Source organism: Paenibacillus sp. B-A-8, from assembly GCF_048572915.1.
In the GTDB taxonomy this organism is placed as follows: Bacteria; Bacillota; Bacilli; order Paenibacillales; family Paenibacillaceae; genus Paenibacillus_AQ.
Map to the genome: position 1 here is coordinate 4,671,296 of NZ_CP183882.1, position 16,043 is coordinate 4,687,338.

Here is a 16,043-nt window from a genome sequence, read left to right on the forward strand (position 1 = left end):
CTTTACGATTGACATACAAAAACCTGACCGCAGATTCGATCAGGTTTTGCGTTATTATTATTTTACTGTTCGCTTTTTTGTTTGGCAAGCCAGTCTGCCAAGGCATCAATGTCTTGATCCGAAAGCCCCGCTCCCAGAGCAGTATCATACATCTTCGGCATCTGCCCTTGACCCTCTTTTATAATAGTAAGGATTGCTTCTTTATCATGAGTGTCCCCTACGCCACGAAGAGAGGGTCCACCAGCCCCTTTCAAATCGGCGGCATGACAAGAAATGCAGGTAGCTTGCTTAAAGAGTCCCATGGCTGGATCATCCTTGTCTACAATCGCTACTTCCTTTGCTTTAACTGCATTCGAGGTTGGGAGGCCCTTCGCCCTATTCTCCGCCGCCTTCTCTTCCCGTTGAACATCTTCAGGAATTTGACCGGTTTCAGCCATTTCATGTTTGTATTCAGTCCAAGCCGTATTCGTCAAGTACACAATCGCTGCAAGTGATAAGAACATCAAAGATGAAGCGATCGGTCTACGATAGAAGCGGCGTTCTCTGCCTGTATCCAGAAATGGAGCTAAAAGAAGTGAACCAAAAGCTACACCGGTTACTCCTAATGTACCCAGTACGATATAATCACCAGAAGCATATGGAAGCTTTAAATACTGATAGAGAAACAAGAAGTACCAGTCAGGAATTGGGATAACCGTAGCACTCGCATTCGCTGGAAACCCTAGCGGCGCAGGCTCTGAAATAGTAAGCACTAATATTCCTACAAGTACAACGACGCCAACCATCCATTCTTTCAGTAGAAAGTTAGGGATGAAGGCTTCCGATTTACCAGGATAGGCTGAATAGTCTGGAGGTGTGATAAATCCATTGCCTTTACGAACTCTGGTATCACCGACGTATACAACCTTTTCCTTAGAATTGTTTCCATGTGCCATCCGTATTCCTCCTCTCTCAGATTAACTTACAACGGTCCAGAAATCCCTTGTCTGCGGATCATAATAAAGTGTCCTACGAGCAGACTAAGAAGCACCGCTGGGAGGAAGAATACATGTAGTGCGAAAAACCGAGTCAATGTTTCTGCACCAACAATCGTACCACCTTGCATAAGCTCTTTTAGTACGGGTCCCATCACAGGAACAGAGTTAGCAATTTCAAGGGTTACTTTTGTTGCAAAATAAGCTTTATTATCCCAAGGCAATAAGTAACCCGTTAAACCGAGACCCAACATTACGAAGAAGATAAGCATACCCACTACCCAGTTCATCTCACGCGGAGCTTTGTAAGAGCCTGTAAAGAAGACACGCATCGTATGAAGGAACATCATAACAATAACTAGACTGGCACCCCAGTGATGCATTCCGCGGACAATTTGTCCAAAAGCAACACTAGACTGTAAATATTCAACACTTGCATAAGCATTGATAATATCTGGAACATAATACATCGTTAAGAACATACCCGATAAGATCTGAATCACTGTAATAAAAAAGGTCAGTCCGCCAAAACAATACACAAACGCAGAGAAATGATGGGCCGGGTTAACATGCTCAGGAACCTCGTGATCGGCCACGTCCCTCCAAATTGGCGTAACATCCAAACGTTCGTCAATCCAGTTATAGACATTTTTAAACATTAGAACCTACGCCTCCCCACTAGCTACTGTATTAGGCACAATATCACCCAAAAGAACCCAGCCGTTATCAAATTTCGTTTTATACTGGTCAAGCGGCTTTGGAGCAACCTCGAGATTTTTGCCGAGTTTAGTGTAACGCGCACCGTGGCAAGGGCAGTGATATTCGTCGGGATGAGCCTTATCGTTATTCCATCCGACCGTACATCCTAAATGTTTACATATGGGTGAAAGCGCATAAATATCACCCTTTGCGTCTTTACGGATCCACGCAGTCAGCGTCGCTGTGCTATCGTACCATCCGTCCTTCTGCTTCAATTCAAACGTAAATTCTTGGGGCTCTTCGGTGATTTTACTTATTTCAGCAACCTTTATAAATTCACCTGCGCCCTTCTTATGTAATATTGGGTCCACGACAAAACGGACCATTGGGAGAATTGTGCCTGCCCCCATAAAAGCAGTAGCGCCACCTAGCGTGTAGGTCAAAAATTGCCTGCGCGACATCTCTTTACGGCTGGGTGGTTGTTCAGGCCAAATATCCTGTTGATCATTATGGCTGCTCATACTGTTATATAACCCCCTTCACAAGATATAAGAAAGTATCTATGGTGTCCGATCAGAGATGCCTTACTATAAATAATCCGTTTTCAAATCTTTTCAATGAAATACATCACATACCATTTCGATTCAACCTAATAATAGCTTAGGCACCAAAACCCGTCAAGAATATTGTCTAATTTGTGACAGGCCAAAAAGTGATTTTCGCCTACAATTGTTGATTTTCTGTCACATTTAAAAGAGGCTCACCGTCGCCACATTTCTTGAATTTTCATACCAATATCACTATTAATCTTGCCTTCCAGAGAGGACTCAATAATAGGCAGAGAGAGCACTAAATCGCTTTCAAAGATTTCCTCCTTCAGAAGTGCTATATCCGCTGTCAATACTACAGCATACTGGAAACCACTGGATTTGACTTTTTGGCAAACCTCATTAATTAGCTCGACATATCCTCCCCCTCCATACTGAATCGCTGGGTAAGTTACGATACGTCCCTTGAATGGTATTTCCACCAAATCCATGAAATCACGTAATCTTTCTAATGCTTGAACCGTCTCAGGGGGACTCTCAGACCCGCTTAATCCTGTAAAAGGTATGAGACATGTATCATAGAAATTTCGATTGTCAGCCCATTGTTCAACTTCAAATTCACTGAATTTCATTTATGTCCATCTCCCTATAATACAATCCTTCGTCGTTTCCGCTGTTCACAAATTTGCCCGAAGTTATAAATCCCATTATATTGAAAGAGGGGTACAAACGTCTAGATTTAGATTTTTACTGATACAGAAAGTGAGCTTCATTGCTCCATTAGCAAGATCACAACAAATTAATAAAAAAAGAAATGCGCTAAGCGCATTTCTTTATGCCAAACTTTTAAGTTCTTCTGTAAGATTTCGAAAAGCCAATTTATCTCCTGTAGCCAGCGCCGTGTCAATCTCACGGTGCAAGATGTCGGAGCGACGCTTTCGCAGCGCTTCATCCCACACCATTTCTGCCGCAAGTCCTAGCATCACTTCGTACGTAGCCTTCATTTTGTCCATTCGATACACCTCCGCTGTTTAAGAGATCCTTATTGCTTTAATATTTTGATATCCATCAAGATGATTTGTTTTCGGTTTCAAAAGTGACGGCACCTACTAAATCATATTCAACAATCCTGTCTACGTTCTACATATTTACCCATTCTGATCAATACTTCATCTATTGTTCCTATTAACAACCAAAGCGAAGTCCTCATCTACGTATGTAATCCCCATAAGCATTTGCTTGTATGCCTCCATACTACTATAGATGTTTAGGAACGGCTATCTCCATCCCCCACGGCGTCATCATCACAGTGAGACCAGCAGTAGTATCCCCTAATTTAAGCATCCCAAGGTGCACCATCATCCGAATAATTCGTTGCTCCAGGATAGAAGCAGCACTGTCATAATAGAACGGTTTAATTAACCACCCTACCCCATCCACTAATGAAGGTACACTCACCCAATTCCTTGCACTAATGCTCACCCAATACACAAGTGAAGGCAGGTTTGGTATAGCCCCCTTATATAGTTTTAACCAAAAAGAGAATATCTGCATCAACGAGTCGCATTTTCCATCGGCCAACACTGCCTCTCCTGTCGCCGTAAGCCTTAACCGAAACCCTTCTTCAGTGATCCAGCGGCGATGACGAACATAGTCATACAGGAGCGCTAATCTAGGTGGATAATGCTCGCATGCCCTACCATAACCAAATCTCCAGCCGCCTTTGCTAAGAAGATCCTCCGGAATATGAAGTGCATTCATCACTCCTTGCTGATACCGCCTATACATTGCCCCTTCCTGATTCAGCTCCGGCTCATTTTCTTTAATATATCTCAGAAGCATAACCAGATCACCTAATAACAATTCGCCTTCATTTCGATACATGGCTGGTTCAGAGCTAACCGTAACCTTATCCTTGATATGTGCGCTCATCGTCTCACGAAAGCGCTCTTTCAAATCTTTAGGCACTTGGAACAAGTATCTGGTTTGCTGGGAGGAGCCACTAAAGAGCCAGCCTCCGCTTTTGAAACGAGAAACCATCTCCCTGAAACCTCCGGTCTTTCCTTCAGGAGTGTCAAACGAAGCCTGCCTAGCCACAGCCAACAAATCTTCTAGACTAAAGTAGCTGCGTTCATCAAAAAGTAATGTATTCAGAAACCGCAGATCCTCCGGAGCACATTCCCGGATATGAGACTCCATAAAACTTCTGCTACCCAGCATAATCAAAATACTCTGGATCAAGTCATGTTTAGAATTCTGCTTGCATTCACACCGGTAGCGTCCCGCTATGGCGGTCAGCTGTCCAATATCTGCATAAGTAAGCATATCCGCCAGATTCATGTTTTATCGCCTCACCGTTTTACTACCATTATGGGAAATACAGCCCATTTTATTCCCCTTAGCGCAAAAAAAATAACCCGATGCACGGGTTAACGCTGATTTTGCAGGATATGGCGAGTACAATTGTATAAAATAGGGTTCCATTCTCGCTCTTTCTTCTCCAAGATGGTTAGGGATAAATTTCCAATTCGTTCAGAATACTTATCCTTGTAAAGTGCAGTATACAGCTGAGCGAGGAACCCCCCATGAGAAATAACTAATATGTTCCGATCGGGATGCTGCGCAAAAATATCCTCCATAAAAGCGAGTGCACGAGCCTGAAGCTGCTCGTCGGTTTCTTGACCTAGCGAGAGCTGACTCCATTCCTTGCCCCACTTCTCTTCGCGTTCAGCGGCAGTAAGCCCTTCTACCTGCCCGTAAGCACGTTCCCGGATCCGATGATCAGGATCTAGCAGCGGTATGCCTAATTTATCGGCAATAATCTTGCCTGTCTCTGCGGCACGGGAAAGGTTACTTGTAATGCAATAATCCCATCGATACGGTTCTTGTAGTAAGCGGTCAGCAAGCATAGCAGCTTGCATCCGTCCTTCATCATTAAGCGGAATATCACTTTGTCCCTGAATCTTCCCAATTGCGTTCCAGTCCGTCAATCCATGGCGTATCAAGCCGATTAGCATATTGCCTCCCCCTTTTCATCCAAGTATTTGTCTCTTAATGTAACATGGATGCAATAAAAAGTCTTCTTTTATGCATATTAGAATACAAAAAAAGCCCCTCTTAACTTTAAGTAAAGGGACTCCTACAACGTTATTAACACTATTATATACTGTAACAGCTAAGTCATACGTCAATAGACCCTTTAAGATCTGCGATAGCGATTCAGCCGGGTTAGCGAAAACACTGCAAAACCCACACCAAGCATGGATAACATCATCCAATATTGAGGATGAGTAGGTCCCATATTCACTACAAGCGGTTCAATAATCCCACCTTCAGACCCTAAAATCGGATAAGTCGATGTCCATTCCATAGAACCTGCAATACCCGTCTCTACAATTCCACTCTGAGCCGCTGTGATATCAGCAGGTGTTCTAAACATAGTGAAGTAAAGAACACTGGATAAAAATACTGCCAGAAAGCAAGCGATCCAGAGGCTAAGCCGATGGCGGACAATAGCAGATGTCCCCGCGGATTTCCCATCCCCTGGCATCAACCAAGGACTCTCTAGATAAATCCGTTCCATAACTTTAACATTTATGAGCTCTGCACTCTCTTCGCTAATCTCTTCCTTCAAATCATGCATAAGCTGACTACTTTCTTGCCACAAAGACCATTCAGCAGCGCAGTAAGGACAAGTTTCAATATGTCTTTCTAGTAAAATCCGCCTAGGATGTGTGGGGGGAGCGTCCCACAAGAGCGGAATACATTCTTGCGCTTCCCTGCAATTCATTCGCCTTACACCCTCTCAACCTGCTCTTCAACTTCAGGCTCATTGAAATAGGATTCGAGTTGAAGCTTCACACTACTTCTGGCACGAAACAACAATGATTTCACGGAGCTTACACTTTGATCCAAAATTTCTGCAATTTCTTGATAGTCCATTTGATCATATTCACGCAGGATTAGCGCAGAGCGTTGTTTCTCCGGAAGATTATTAATTGCCTCGCGGACTAAATTCATCCGTTCTTTACGCAATGCAGCCTGCTCAGGTGCTACCTCAAACGGTGCAACGGGAGTATATCCGCTCTCTTCTAGAGATACATTTCCGGCACGATTCTTACGAAGCTCACTTAGTACAGTATTACGAGCAATAGTGTACAACCAAGTTGAAAAGGAAGCATCTACCTCTCGAAAGGAATGCAAGCTACGGAATGCCTTGTAGAAAGTCTCCGAACAAAGGTCCTCTGCAATTAGCTCCATTTGTGAGTTTCTTAGCATATGATATACAAATGCCAATATTTTTCGCTGATAACGACGCATTAATTCTGAATATAATTCTGTATTTCCTTGTTTGATTTGCTGGATCAACTGGGAATCCGTCATGGTGAGATTGGCCCTCCTCGCCCTTGCACGTCTTTTCCCGTCCGGTCCGTACTTATTATACCGGTTTGGGCTTTAAAAGTTGCGGTGCTAACTGCAATTTTTTAGTTTATTACCAAGAAGAAACGATATTGTCGTCATTTTATGTAGGACAACCTTTTCTCGTCGAAATTTAAAGATAATGTATAACATAAGACTTACATGATCTTAAATTTTGAAATACACCTATGTATATTCAACCACCCAATATTTATGGCATGATGATTGTGATGAATATAAAAAGAAAAATGGCATACTTATAAAAGCATATAAATTTTATAACGAATCTAGAAATATACCAGATCTATTGTATCACAGATTCTCATAGGATGACATTAATAGACTTCAGAGCAGTAATCTCGTCAGCACGACCTGACATCAGATTATAAATAAACATTAGCTTCAGCAATAAGACTTTGGTCACTGTAAAATGACTTTAATCTCTTTTTAATAAACTGTTGACAAAATGTAAACGTATACATATAATAAAAGTACAGTATGGTTTCTCTCCACTCCTATCCAAATACTACACGGTTCCAATTTATTGTGAACTGTAGCCGCTTACTTTGTAAGCGGTCTTTTTTTTGCCTTGTAAGCGCTGTATCTAACTTATAAAAATATAAGCTACCATCACTAAAACAAATCAGCCAGGTTAGCCCCGCTCATTATCAATACCCTCTTCTGCATCCACTTGAAGCAGTTGCTGTTCACAGCGTTATACTTTTTTAGAGCCCATAATAAATAAAAGCCCCTCCATATTGGAAGGGCAACTAACTACACATATACGGTATAATCGTGCTGCTGCAGAAGCACCTTCGCACGTTCCATATCGTTCTCCTGTCGAAATGATAGGCGCATAATACCCGGCACATCTTCACGACTCTCGATGATTTGTACGTTACTAAGGTTAATGCCTTGGTCCCCCAGCTCAGTAGCAATACGACCGATAATCCCCGGATGATCCGGTACATCAATATGTAGGTCAAATAAAGGTGCTATCATGCCTTTACGCCGTTCAGGTAACTGACTGCGGAAGCCATTTGCTTCCTGGAAGGCCTCTTCAATCCCCACACCATCTTCACTTTCCAGTAGACGAACAAAAGAAGAAACTTCCTCGTTCCAATCCTTCAATAAACGAAGCATTACAAAACGATTGTTCAGTAAAATGTCTCGCCAAATTATAGGATCACTGGAAGCAATCCGTGTAATATCCCGAAAGCCCCCAGCAGCTAATGTGCTATATAAGGAGTCAGTATCATCATAGGCACGAATCTGATTCACCAGAGCAACGGCAATAATATGCGGTAAATGACTAATGGCGCCTACAATCTCATCATGACGTTCTGGATCAAGGCGTACAATCTGCGCTCTTGTGTGGTGTAGTAGAGACTCCAACGCATGATAAGCCTCGTCTGGTACGCCTGGAGGAGGCGTCAACACATAATACGCATTCTCAAATAGCAGTGATGAAGCCGCCTCAACACCTGAGCGCTCCGATCCTGCCATTGGGTGTCCGCCGATAAAATGTACTCCAGGAATATCTAAGGAGACCGCACATGCGGCAATACTAGCTTTCGTGCTTCCAACATCTGTAATAATGCAGCCGGGTTTTAGAGGCAATTTACTTAATTGCTGCAGATAATCCTCTAACATCCCTACCGGTACACATAAAAAAATGAAATCAGCATCAAGTGCCGCTTCTTCAACAGAAAGCGTGGCTTGATCAACCACACCTCTGCTTATATATTTACTCGCGGATTCAGGACGGTGGGCATGTCCTACGACGGTCAGGCCCTCCTTGCCTTTAAAGCAAAGGGCCAGTGAGCCTCCGATCAGACCGACACCGAATATAGCTATTTTTGTCGTCATGTTCTTTGAACTACCTGCCTTTTTTAGTCTAGTCTTGCTGTTTATTACTAAGCGCGCACACCATACTCTATAAGCGTTTGTTCCAGCGCAGTTATAAACGCTTTGTTCTGTTCAGCAGAGCCCACAGTAACACGAATATAAGTAGGGTAAACTTGATGACCTGCTCTTACTATGATTCCTTTACGCATCAAAGCATCGAAAACCTCGGTTGCAGGTTTACGAACATCTACCATAATGAAGTTCCCGTGTGCAGGGAAAGATTCTAGTCCCAGACGTTTGAATTCACCTTGTAATCGGACAATACCCGCGCTATTAAGACGACGGCATTGCTCCACGTAATCTTGGTCATTCAAGGCAGCAAGAGCCGCCGCCTGCGCAAGACGAGAAGTATTGAAAGGCTCACGTACCTTGTTGATCAATGAAATAATCTCAGGACTAGCAACGCCATAACCAATACGCAATGCGGCTAAACCATAAATTTTGGAGAATGTGCGAAGCACAACCAGATTCGTATAACGATTTAATAATTGGATACCGTTGGAGTAAGAAAGATCTGTTACGTACTCGCAGTATGCTTCATCAAGGACAACCATTACATTCGAAGGAACAGCATCAAGGAAAGAAACCAAGGCTTCCTCTGGTACAATCGTTCCTGTTGGGTTATTCGGATTACAAATCCAGACAACCTTCGTGCGGTCCGTAATACGGGCCAGCATCCCATCCAGATCATGTGTACCCTTTACAAGGGGTACCTCGATGGATACAGCGCCTTCGATATCTGCGTTACTCTTATAGACAGAAAAGGTCTGGTCAGCCATGATTGTCTCATCACCTGGCAAGAAGAAAGCACGAGCAATAAGAGCAATAATCTCATCAGAACCACAACCAAAAATAATATTATCGCTATTTACACCAAGCCGGCTGGCAAGTGCTGCCGTCAACTCAACGGCCGATCCGTCTGGATATAGATAAAGATTCTCAAGCTCTGCTAGAATAGCCTCTTTAGCACTCGGGGAAGCTCCATACGGGTTCTCATTGGATGCAAGCTTAATAACCTCACTTAAGCCGAGCTCCTTCTTAACTTCGTCTATAGGTTTCCCTGGTTTGTAGACAGGGAGATTAACTATATTCGGTTTTGGATTCATGAATAGTCCTCGCTCTCCATAGTTGATTACTCCACTATACACAGGTCTAAATGACCCTGTTATGGTCTTTTTAATTGTGCCACAAATTCTCGAATTTGCAACAGCCCCTCATTCCGTGTGACAGGATTGTCGAGCAGCGGAATGACATCTTCTATTTTGCGGACAATGGCACTGCCTACTACAACCCCATCGCAAATCTGAGCAAAGCGGGCAACCTGTTCACCCGTTGAAATACCAAATCCAACAGCTACTGGTAGGTCTGTTGCTTGACGTACAGAATCAATAAACGCTTCTACATCAGCATGAAAAGTGGATCGTTCTCCTGTCACACCTAACGAGGATACACAATAGATAAACCCACTCGCACCTGAGACAATCTTCGCAATCCGTTCACTTGAGGTCGGTGCAACCAGTGGAATCAGATTAACGCCAACCTCACTACTGCGGCGACGCATCTCCTCTGATTCCTCGACAGGAAGATCTGGAATAATAAGACCACTAATCTCATGAGCATTCAGTTCTGCAAAAAATGTATCCAGTCCCATTTGCAGAATAGGGTTGTAATAGGAAAACAAAATAAATGGCAATTCACTTCCAGCTTGACGAGCCTTTAACGCAGTCTCCATGCAAGTACGCAGGTGAACCTCACCCCGCAGAGCACGCGCAGACGCTCGCTGAATGACAGGGCCGTCTGCAAGCGGATCAGAGTAAGGAACCCCTAGCTCGAGAATATCTGCACCTGCTAGTTCAAGCTCGGCGATGATGGCAAGCGTAGTCTCTAGATCAGGATCTCCCACAGTTAGAAAAGGAATTAATGCCGTCTGTTCTTCAGCTTTAAGCTTCCGGAATACCAAATCCATTCGGTTTGTAGTTTCGGTTGTCATTCATTTCCCTTCCCTTCTGTGTACGCCATGATCGATTCCACATCTTTGTCTCCCCGGCCTGACAGACAGATAACAACAATATCGTCCTTGGTAAGGGTTGGACCCATCTTTACTACATGGGCTATCGCATGTGCTGACTCTAACGCTGGAATAATGCCTTCCGTCACGCATAGCAGCTTCAGTGCATCTAACGCCTCTGCATCTGTAATCGGGACATATTTTGCGCGTTCGATATCTTTTAAATAGGAGTGCTCAGGACCTACACCAGGATAATCCAGACCTGCGGAGATAGAATGAGCCTCTGTTACTTGACCATGTTCATCCTGCAGAAGGTAACTCATCGAACCCTGGAATACGCCATGAGTCCCCTTACTCATCGTCGCCGCATGAAATGGTGTGTCAATTCCTTTGCCTGCTGCCTCCACACCAATCATACCGACACCTTCATCCTCTACAAACGGATAGAACATGCCGATGGCATTACTACCGCCGCCTACTGCAGCAACAAGCACATCCGGCAGTCTTCCTTCAGCCTTCAGAATCTGGCGCCGCGTTTCATCACCAATCACCCGCTGAAAGTTACGAACCATCATCGGATAAGGATGTGGGCCTACGGCAGAACCGAGAATGTAAAAAGTATCTTCCACATTGCTAACCCAGTAGCGAAGCGCTTCGTTGCCGGCATCTTTTAAAGTACGCGATCCTGAAGTAACGGGAATCACCTCAGCTCCAAGCAGCTTCATACGGAATACATTGAGTGCCTGGCGACGAGTATCCTCTTCCCCCATAAACACCTTACATTCCATACCAAGTAGGGCTGCAACCGTAGCAGTAGCAACACCATGCTGACCAGCTCCAGTCTCAGCGATCACCTTGGTTTTACCCATCATTTTAGCCAGAATTCCCTGACCAATCGCATTGTTAATCTTATGAGCGCCCGTATGATTCAAATCTTCACGCTTCAAATATATTTTAGCTTCTCCCAGATGTTTACTTAGACGTTCTGCATAATACAGTGGGGTCTCCCGTCCGGAATATTGCTTTAATAGATAATCTATTTCTTCTTGAAAAGCCGGGTCCGCCGAATACTTCTGATAGGCTTCCTCCAGCTCAATCAATGCAGTCATCAAAGTTTCGGGCACGAAGCGCCCTCCGAATGAACCGAAACGTCCATGCTGGTCCGGTACTTGTGTCATGATTGCTTCACCCTTTCCACAAAAGCTGTCATTTTAATAATATCTTTAACGCCTTCACTCTCTACTCCACTAGATACGTCTACTCCGTACGGAGCATAAGTATCTAGCAACTCTCCTACGTTATTAGGATGAAGTCCTCCAGCTACAAATAACGGCAAACCATTTCGTAGCGCGATTTCCTGATAATCAGGCAACCTCTCCCAAGCGAAAGTGCGCCCAGAGCCGCCGCTCTGCTGAGGATCATAAGTATCTAACAATACAGCATCAACGAAGCCTGCGTATTGTTCCAATGTATATTTGTTTTCGGCGTCATCACACTCTTTATCAGCAACAGACAATGCCTTCCACACCTGAACTTGTGGGAAAGCTTGCTGAACCTTTTGACAAAAGGCTGGACTTTCCTCCCCATGTAACTGAATAACATCTAGTGACACAACGGAGAGCAGTTCGCTCAGCTCATCCAGCTCGGGATTAACAAAAACCCCAGCAGCTTTAGGCTTGTCACTAGTCTTCCATTGTGGAAGTTCAGCAATCAGTTCGGAAGCACGCTCCAGAGTAATCCTGCGACGACTAGGTGCGAATACAAATCCAATATAATCTAGTGGTAAGTGTACCATAGATTTTAGCACTTCAACGTCCTGAAGTCCACAGATTTTTACCAATGTCTCAGCCATGCCGGACACGGTCCTTTCCATTTGGGAGCATACCTAACAATCCATTTACCGCATCTTCTACATTAGCTTGACGCATTAGATATTCCCCAACGAGTACACCATGAGCGCCAGTCGTTCTTAGGTAGTCAATATCACTTGGACCTGCAATTCCGCTTTCACTGATCACAGGGACGCCTTGAGGTACTAATGCTGCAAGTTCTGCCGTTGTCTCTAAGGAAGTCTCAAACGTACGCAGATTACGATTATTAATGCCCAGCAGTATATTAGGATGAGTTATTTTGTCTGTACTTAATACCACCGCAAGCTCATTTCGATCATGAACTTCGATCAATACATCCATTCCAAGTCCTGTGGCTATATCTACAAAATGAGACAGTTTATCCGGTGTCAAAATTGCGACGATTAACAACACCGCATCTGCTCCAAGAATACGCGCTTCATAAATCTGTTTCTCATCAATAATAAAATCTTTGCGGAGCAGCGGAAGATTAACGCTATCCTTCACTTGCTGCAAGTAGGCAGCGCTGCCCTGAAAATAATCCCTATCCGTCAAAACAGATAAACAATCAGCGCCTCCCGCTTCATAGCCTTTTGCAATAGAAACAGGATCGAAATCTTCACGGATCAAACCTTTAGAAGGGGAAGCCTTCTTCACCTCAGCAATCAATCCCATCTCTCTGTTCTTCCCTTGGGTCAGCGCCTTACGAAAGCCCCTAGTCTGAGGGAGTGCTGCTATATCACGTTCGGCTTGAGCTATAGAAAAGCGTTCACTGAGCGACTCCACCTCTTTGATCTTTGTAGCGACAATTTTATCAAGATACATAATTAAGCTCCTCCGTCATCACAACAAGCTGATCCAGCTTGGATAATGCCTTACCCGAATCCACTACTTCTTTTGCTTTCTCGACGCCTCCGGCCAAGGTATCTGCCAGACCTGCAACATATATACATGCTCCCGCATTAGCTAACACGATATCGCGATAGGGATTGATCTCACCTTGGAGCACGGAGGTAATAATTGCTGCGTTCTCAGCTGCGTCTCCACCCAGAACGGCTTCAAGCGGATGTCTGTTAAGACCTAATCCCTCCGGAGTAATTTCATAAGTGGTCACTATACCCTCTTTTAGCTCAGACACTAATGTAGAGGCAGAAATGCTGATTTCGTCTAGACCATCCGAACTGCTTACAACCATTGCACGCTTGGAACCTAGCTCCTTCAGTACATTAGCCACCGTCTCCGTCTTATCCCGGTCATAAATCCCCAGCAGCTGACGGTCAGCACCTGCGGGATTTGTAAGAGGACCCAGCATATTAAAGATCGTTCGTACACCAAGCTCTTTACGAGGTGCTGCTGCATGTCGCATCGAAGGATGGTAAATTTGTGCGAATAAAAAGCAAATGCCAATGCGATCCAGACATTCTCGAGCCTGCTCTGCATTCAGATGAATGTTAACACCTAAGGCTTCAAGTACATCAGCACTTCCCGCTCTGCCTGAAGCCGAACGATTGCCATGCTTTGCAACTCTAACCGAAGCCGCAGATGAAATAATCGCTGAGGCGGTTGAAATATTAAATTTATGGATGCCGGAACCGCCCGTACCACAGGTATCTAACAAACGTGCGCGGTCAGTGAGTACGGATGTGCCGAAACCTCTCATAGCTTCCGCAAAACCCGTAATCTCCTCCACGGTTTCTCCTTTAATTCGTAAAGCAGTCAGCAATGAACCGATTTGTGCTTGTGAAGCATCTCCAAGCATTATAGCACCCATTATATCCCGTGCTTCAGTACGTGTCAGATTTTTGCCTTCGATCAGTCCGGCGATTCCTAATTGAATTAATTTCGTTGCATCCATAATAATCTTCCTCCCAGCCTTAATGAGTTACTATATAAATCAAACCACTTGTTCAGGGGTATATTCGTACATATAATCTTGGTTGATGACTTGTTTCTCTTTCACTTCAGATGGAAACATAGCTTCTGCCATACGAATAGCCTTCAGCATGCCCTTCGCTTTATTCACGGTTTCCTCATACTCTTTCTCAGGAACCGAATCCCAAACGATACCTGCTCCGGCCTGCACATATGCGCGACCTTTCCGGAAGATGATCGTACGAATGGTGATACAGGAATCCATGTTTCCAGAGAACCCTAGATATCCAATGGCTCCGGCATATGCTCCTCGCGCTTCTTTTTCCAACTCAGCTATAATCTCCATGGCCCGTAGCTTAGGCGCCCCGGAAACCGTTCCGGCCGGCAGACAAGAGAGGAATGCATCAAAGAAATCTTTATCCTCACTGAGTGTGCCTGACACATTCGATACCATATGCATGACATGAGAATATCTTTCAATTTCCATAAAGGAATCACATTTCACTGAACCAAATTTGGATACTCTGCCTAGGTCATTACGACCCAGATCAACAAGCATCAGATGCTCTGCACGTTCTTTTTCATCCTCCAAGAGCTCCGAAGCGAACGCCCGATCCGCTGCTTCACTGTCCCCCCTTGGCCTTGTTCCAGCAATTGGCCGTGTCTCCACCCGATTTCCATCCACCTTTACTAGCGCTTCCGGTGAAGTACCAACAATAATCTCCTCATCCATTTTTAAATAGTACATATATGGGGAGGGGTTAAGTGTTCTCAGCATTCGATATACATGCAGCGGAGAAACCTCCGTTTCAATATGCAATCGCTGTGACAAGACCACCTGAAAAATATCGCCTGCACGAATGTATTCCTTCGCTTGTTCAACATTGTTGATGTACTGTTCTTTAGTAAGATTTGAATGAATCTCACCAAGCTCGATATCCTGAGGTATGCTGCGACGATTCACATTTTCCTTAGGACCTTCTTTTTGTAGATCTTCGGCCATGTCCTCCAGCTTACGACTCAGGATTTCATAATTGGATCTGATATCCGAATCTGTATCTCCGTCTTTTACATGCAGGTTACCAACAAGTAGAATCTGCTGCTTCACATGGTCAAAAACAATGATCCGATCACAAAACATAAATCTTATATCATCCATTTGGAGATCATCCACTGGATGCTGAGGCAGCTTCTCATAATATTGCAGCAGATCATATCCAAAAAATCCTATAGCCCCTCCGGTAAACGGAGGCATTTCGTCAAGCTTAGGACTACGGTATGAACGGAGTAACGCTTTAAGCTCCTCAATCGGCTTTCCGTATAGTCGCTTCTGCTCTCCTCCGACCTCTACGTTAATTGCACCCTTTTTACCGGATATCATCAAAAAGGGATCGCTACCGATGAAAGAATACCGTGCCCATTGTTTCCCGCCCTCTACACTTTCAAGTAAGAACGCGCGATCACGTTCAGCGAAACGTTGGAATAATCGGATAGGTGTTTCCATATCCGCGAGCAGTCGCTTTACAACAGGAATCAGATTATAATCCCGCGACAGCTTTACCACCTCTTGAACACTTGGATTCGTCATTGTTAGATGCCCCCTTAGATATATGAATGGTTCCGAAATACAAAAAAACCCTCTACCGAAGTAGAGGGTTTATGTAAGTAAGTATATGTTTTTGAGCATGGATCAGCATACTGATGTAGTGTTTACAGACTTATCCCTAAATAAGATACACCACTGATGTGAAAATAACACTTCAGT

The 16,043-nt window shown here is 44.2% G+C and carries 17 protein-coding genes; all 17 read right to left on the reverse strand.

Features of this window, described 5'->3' with window-relative positions; translation table 11 throughout:
* Positions 1-62: 62 nt before the first annotated feature.
* The 17 genes from ACN6MV_RS20980 to trpE all read right to left on the reverse strand — a co-directional run bounded on the left by ACN6MV_RS20980 (position 63) and on the right by trpE (position 15,866).
* Positions 63-935 (reverse strand): menaquinol-cytochrome c reductase cytochrome b/c subunit, encoded by an 873-nt coding sequence (locus ACN6MV_RS20980; protein ID WP_076119769.1) that lies wholly within the window; start codon positions 933-935, stop codon positions 63-65.
* A 26-nt stretch (positions 936-961) separates the two neighbouring features.
* Entirely contained in the window at positions 962-1,633 is a 672-nt protein-coding gene (gene qcrB, locus ACN6MV_RS20985; protein WP_042129529.1) for a menaquinol-cytochrome c reductase cytochrome b subunit, read from the reverse strand.
* A gap of 6 nt (positions 1,634-1,639) precedes the next feature.
* The gene (locus tag ACN6MV_RS20990) at positions 1,640-2,194 is read right to left on the reverse strand and encodes a ubiquinol-cytochrome c reductase iron-sulfur subunit (RefSeq protein ID WP_042129531.1); all 555 of its coding nucleotides are present in this window, start codon (positions 2,192-2,194) and stop codon (positions 1,640-1,642) included.
* 239 nt (positions 2,195-2,433) lie between these two features.
* Positions 2,434-2,853, reverse strand: a complete 420-nt coding sequence (locus tag ACN6MV_RS20995) for a DUF2487 family protein (protein WP_419884760.1) — start codon at positions 2,851-2,853, stop codon at positions 2,434-2,436.
* Between the two features lie 201 nt (positions 2,854-3,054).
* Positions 3,055-3,234, reverse strand: a complete 180-nt coding sequence (locus ACN6MV_RS21000) for an IDEAL domain-containing protein (protein ID WP_042129535.1) — start codon at positions 3,232-3,234, stop codon at positions 3,055-3,057.
* Between the two features lie 244 nt (positions 3,235-3,478).
* The gene (locus tag ACN6MV_RS21005; protein ID WP_419884761.1) at positions 3,479-4,561 is read right to left on the reverse strand and encodes a hypothetical protein; all 1,083 of its coding nucleotides are present in this window, start codon (positions 4,559-4,561) and stop codon (positions 3,479-3,481) included.
* A gap of 89 nt (positions 4,562-4,650) precedes the next feature.
* On the reverse strand, positions 4,651-5,238 hold the full coding sequence (locus ACN6MV_RS21010; protein ID WP_419884762.1) for a histidine phosphatase family protein: 588 nt from the start codon (positions 5,236-5,238) through the stop codon (positions 4,651-4,653).
* Positions 5,239-5,420: 182 nt separating this feature from the next.
* Positions 5,421-6,011, reverse strand: coding sequence for an anti-sigma factor family protein (locus ACN6MV_RS21015; RefSeq protein ID WP_042129541.1), 591 nt, complete (start codon positions 6,009-6,011; stop codon positions 5,421-5,423).
* Between the two features lie 5 nt (positions 6,012-6,016).
* Complete coding sequence (locus ACN6MV_RS21020; protein WP_042129542.1) at positions 6,017-6,604, reverse strand: RNA polymerase sigma factor; 588 nt, start codon at positions 6,602-6,604, stop codon at positions 6,017-6,019.
* 810 nt (positions 6,605-7,414) lie between these two features.
* The gene (locus ACN6MV_RS21025; RefSeq protein WP_042129543.1) at positions 7,415-8,509 is read right to left on the reverse strand and encodes a prephenate dehydrogenase; all 1,095 of its coding nucleotides are present in this window, start codon (positions 8,507-8,509) and stop codon (positions 7,415-7,417) included.
* A 47-nt stretch (positions 8,510-8,556) separates the two neighbouring features.
* Positions 8,557-9,654, reverse strand: a complete 1,098-nt coding sequence (gene hisC / locus ACN6MV_RS21030) for a histidinol-phosphate transaminase (RefSeq protein WP_419884763.1) — start codon at positions 9,652-9,654, stop codon at positions 8,557-8,559.
* A gap of 59 nt (positions 9,655-9,713) precedes the next feature.
* Positions 9,714-10,538, reverse strand: coding sequence for a tryptophan synthase subunit alpha (gene trpA, locus ACN6MV_RS21035; protein WP_076119772.1), 825 nt, complete (start codon positions 10,536-10,538; stop codon positions 9,714-9,716).
* Positions 10,535-11,734: a tryptophan synthase subunit beta gene (trpB, locus tag ACN6MV_RS21040; RefSeq protein WP_042129551.1), complete on the reverse strand. Its 1,200-nt coding sequence runs from the start codon at positions 11,732-11,734 to the stop codon at positions 10,535-10,537. Before trpB ends, trpA begins: the two co-directional genes overlap by 4 nt.
* The gene (locus tag ACN6MV_RS21045; RefSeq protein ID WP_042129553.1) at positions 11,731-12,408 is read right to left on the reverse strand and encodes a phosphoribosylanthranilate isomerase; all 678 of its coding nucleotides are present in this window, start codon (positions 12,406-12,408) and stop codon (positions 11,731-11,733) included. The genes trpB and ACN6MV_RS21045 overlap by 4 nt, the downstream gene beginning before the upstream one ends.
* Complete coding sequence (gene trpC, locus ACN6MV_RS21050) at positions 12,401-13,231, reverse strand: indole-3-glycerol phosphate synthase TrpC (protein WP_419884764.1); 831 nt, start codon at positions 13,229-13,231, stop codon at positions 12,401-12,403. The genes ACN6MV_RS21045 and trpC overlap by 8 nt, the downstream gene beginning before the upstream one ends.
* Positions 13,221-14,261 (reverse strand): anthranilate phosphoribosyltransferase, encoded by a 1,041-nt coding sequence (trpD, locus tag ACN6MV_RS21055; protein WP_419884765.1) that lies wholly within the window; start codon positions 14,259-14,261, stop codon positions 13,221-13,223. Before trpD ends, trpC begins: the two co-directional genes overlap by 11 nt.
* A gap of 39 nt (positions 14,262-14,300) precedes the next feature.
* Positions 14,301-15,866: an anthranilate synthase component I gene (gene trpE / locus ACN6MV_RS21060; RefSeq protein ID WP_042129559.1), complete on the reverse strand. Its 1,566-nt coding sequence runs from the start codon at positions 15,864-15,866 to the stop codon at positions 14,301-14,303.
* Positions 15,867-16,043: the final 177 nt, after the last annotated feature.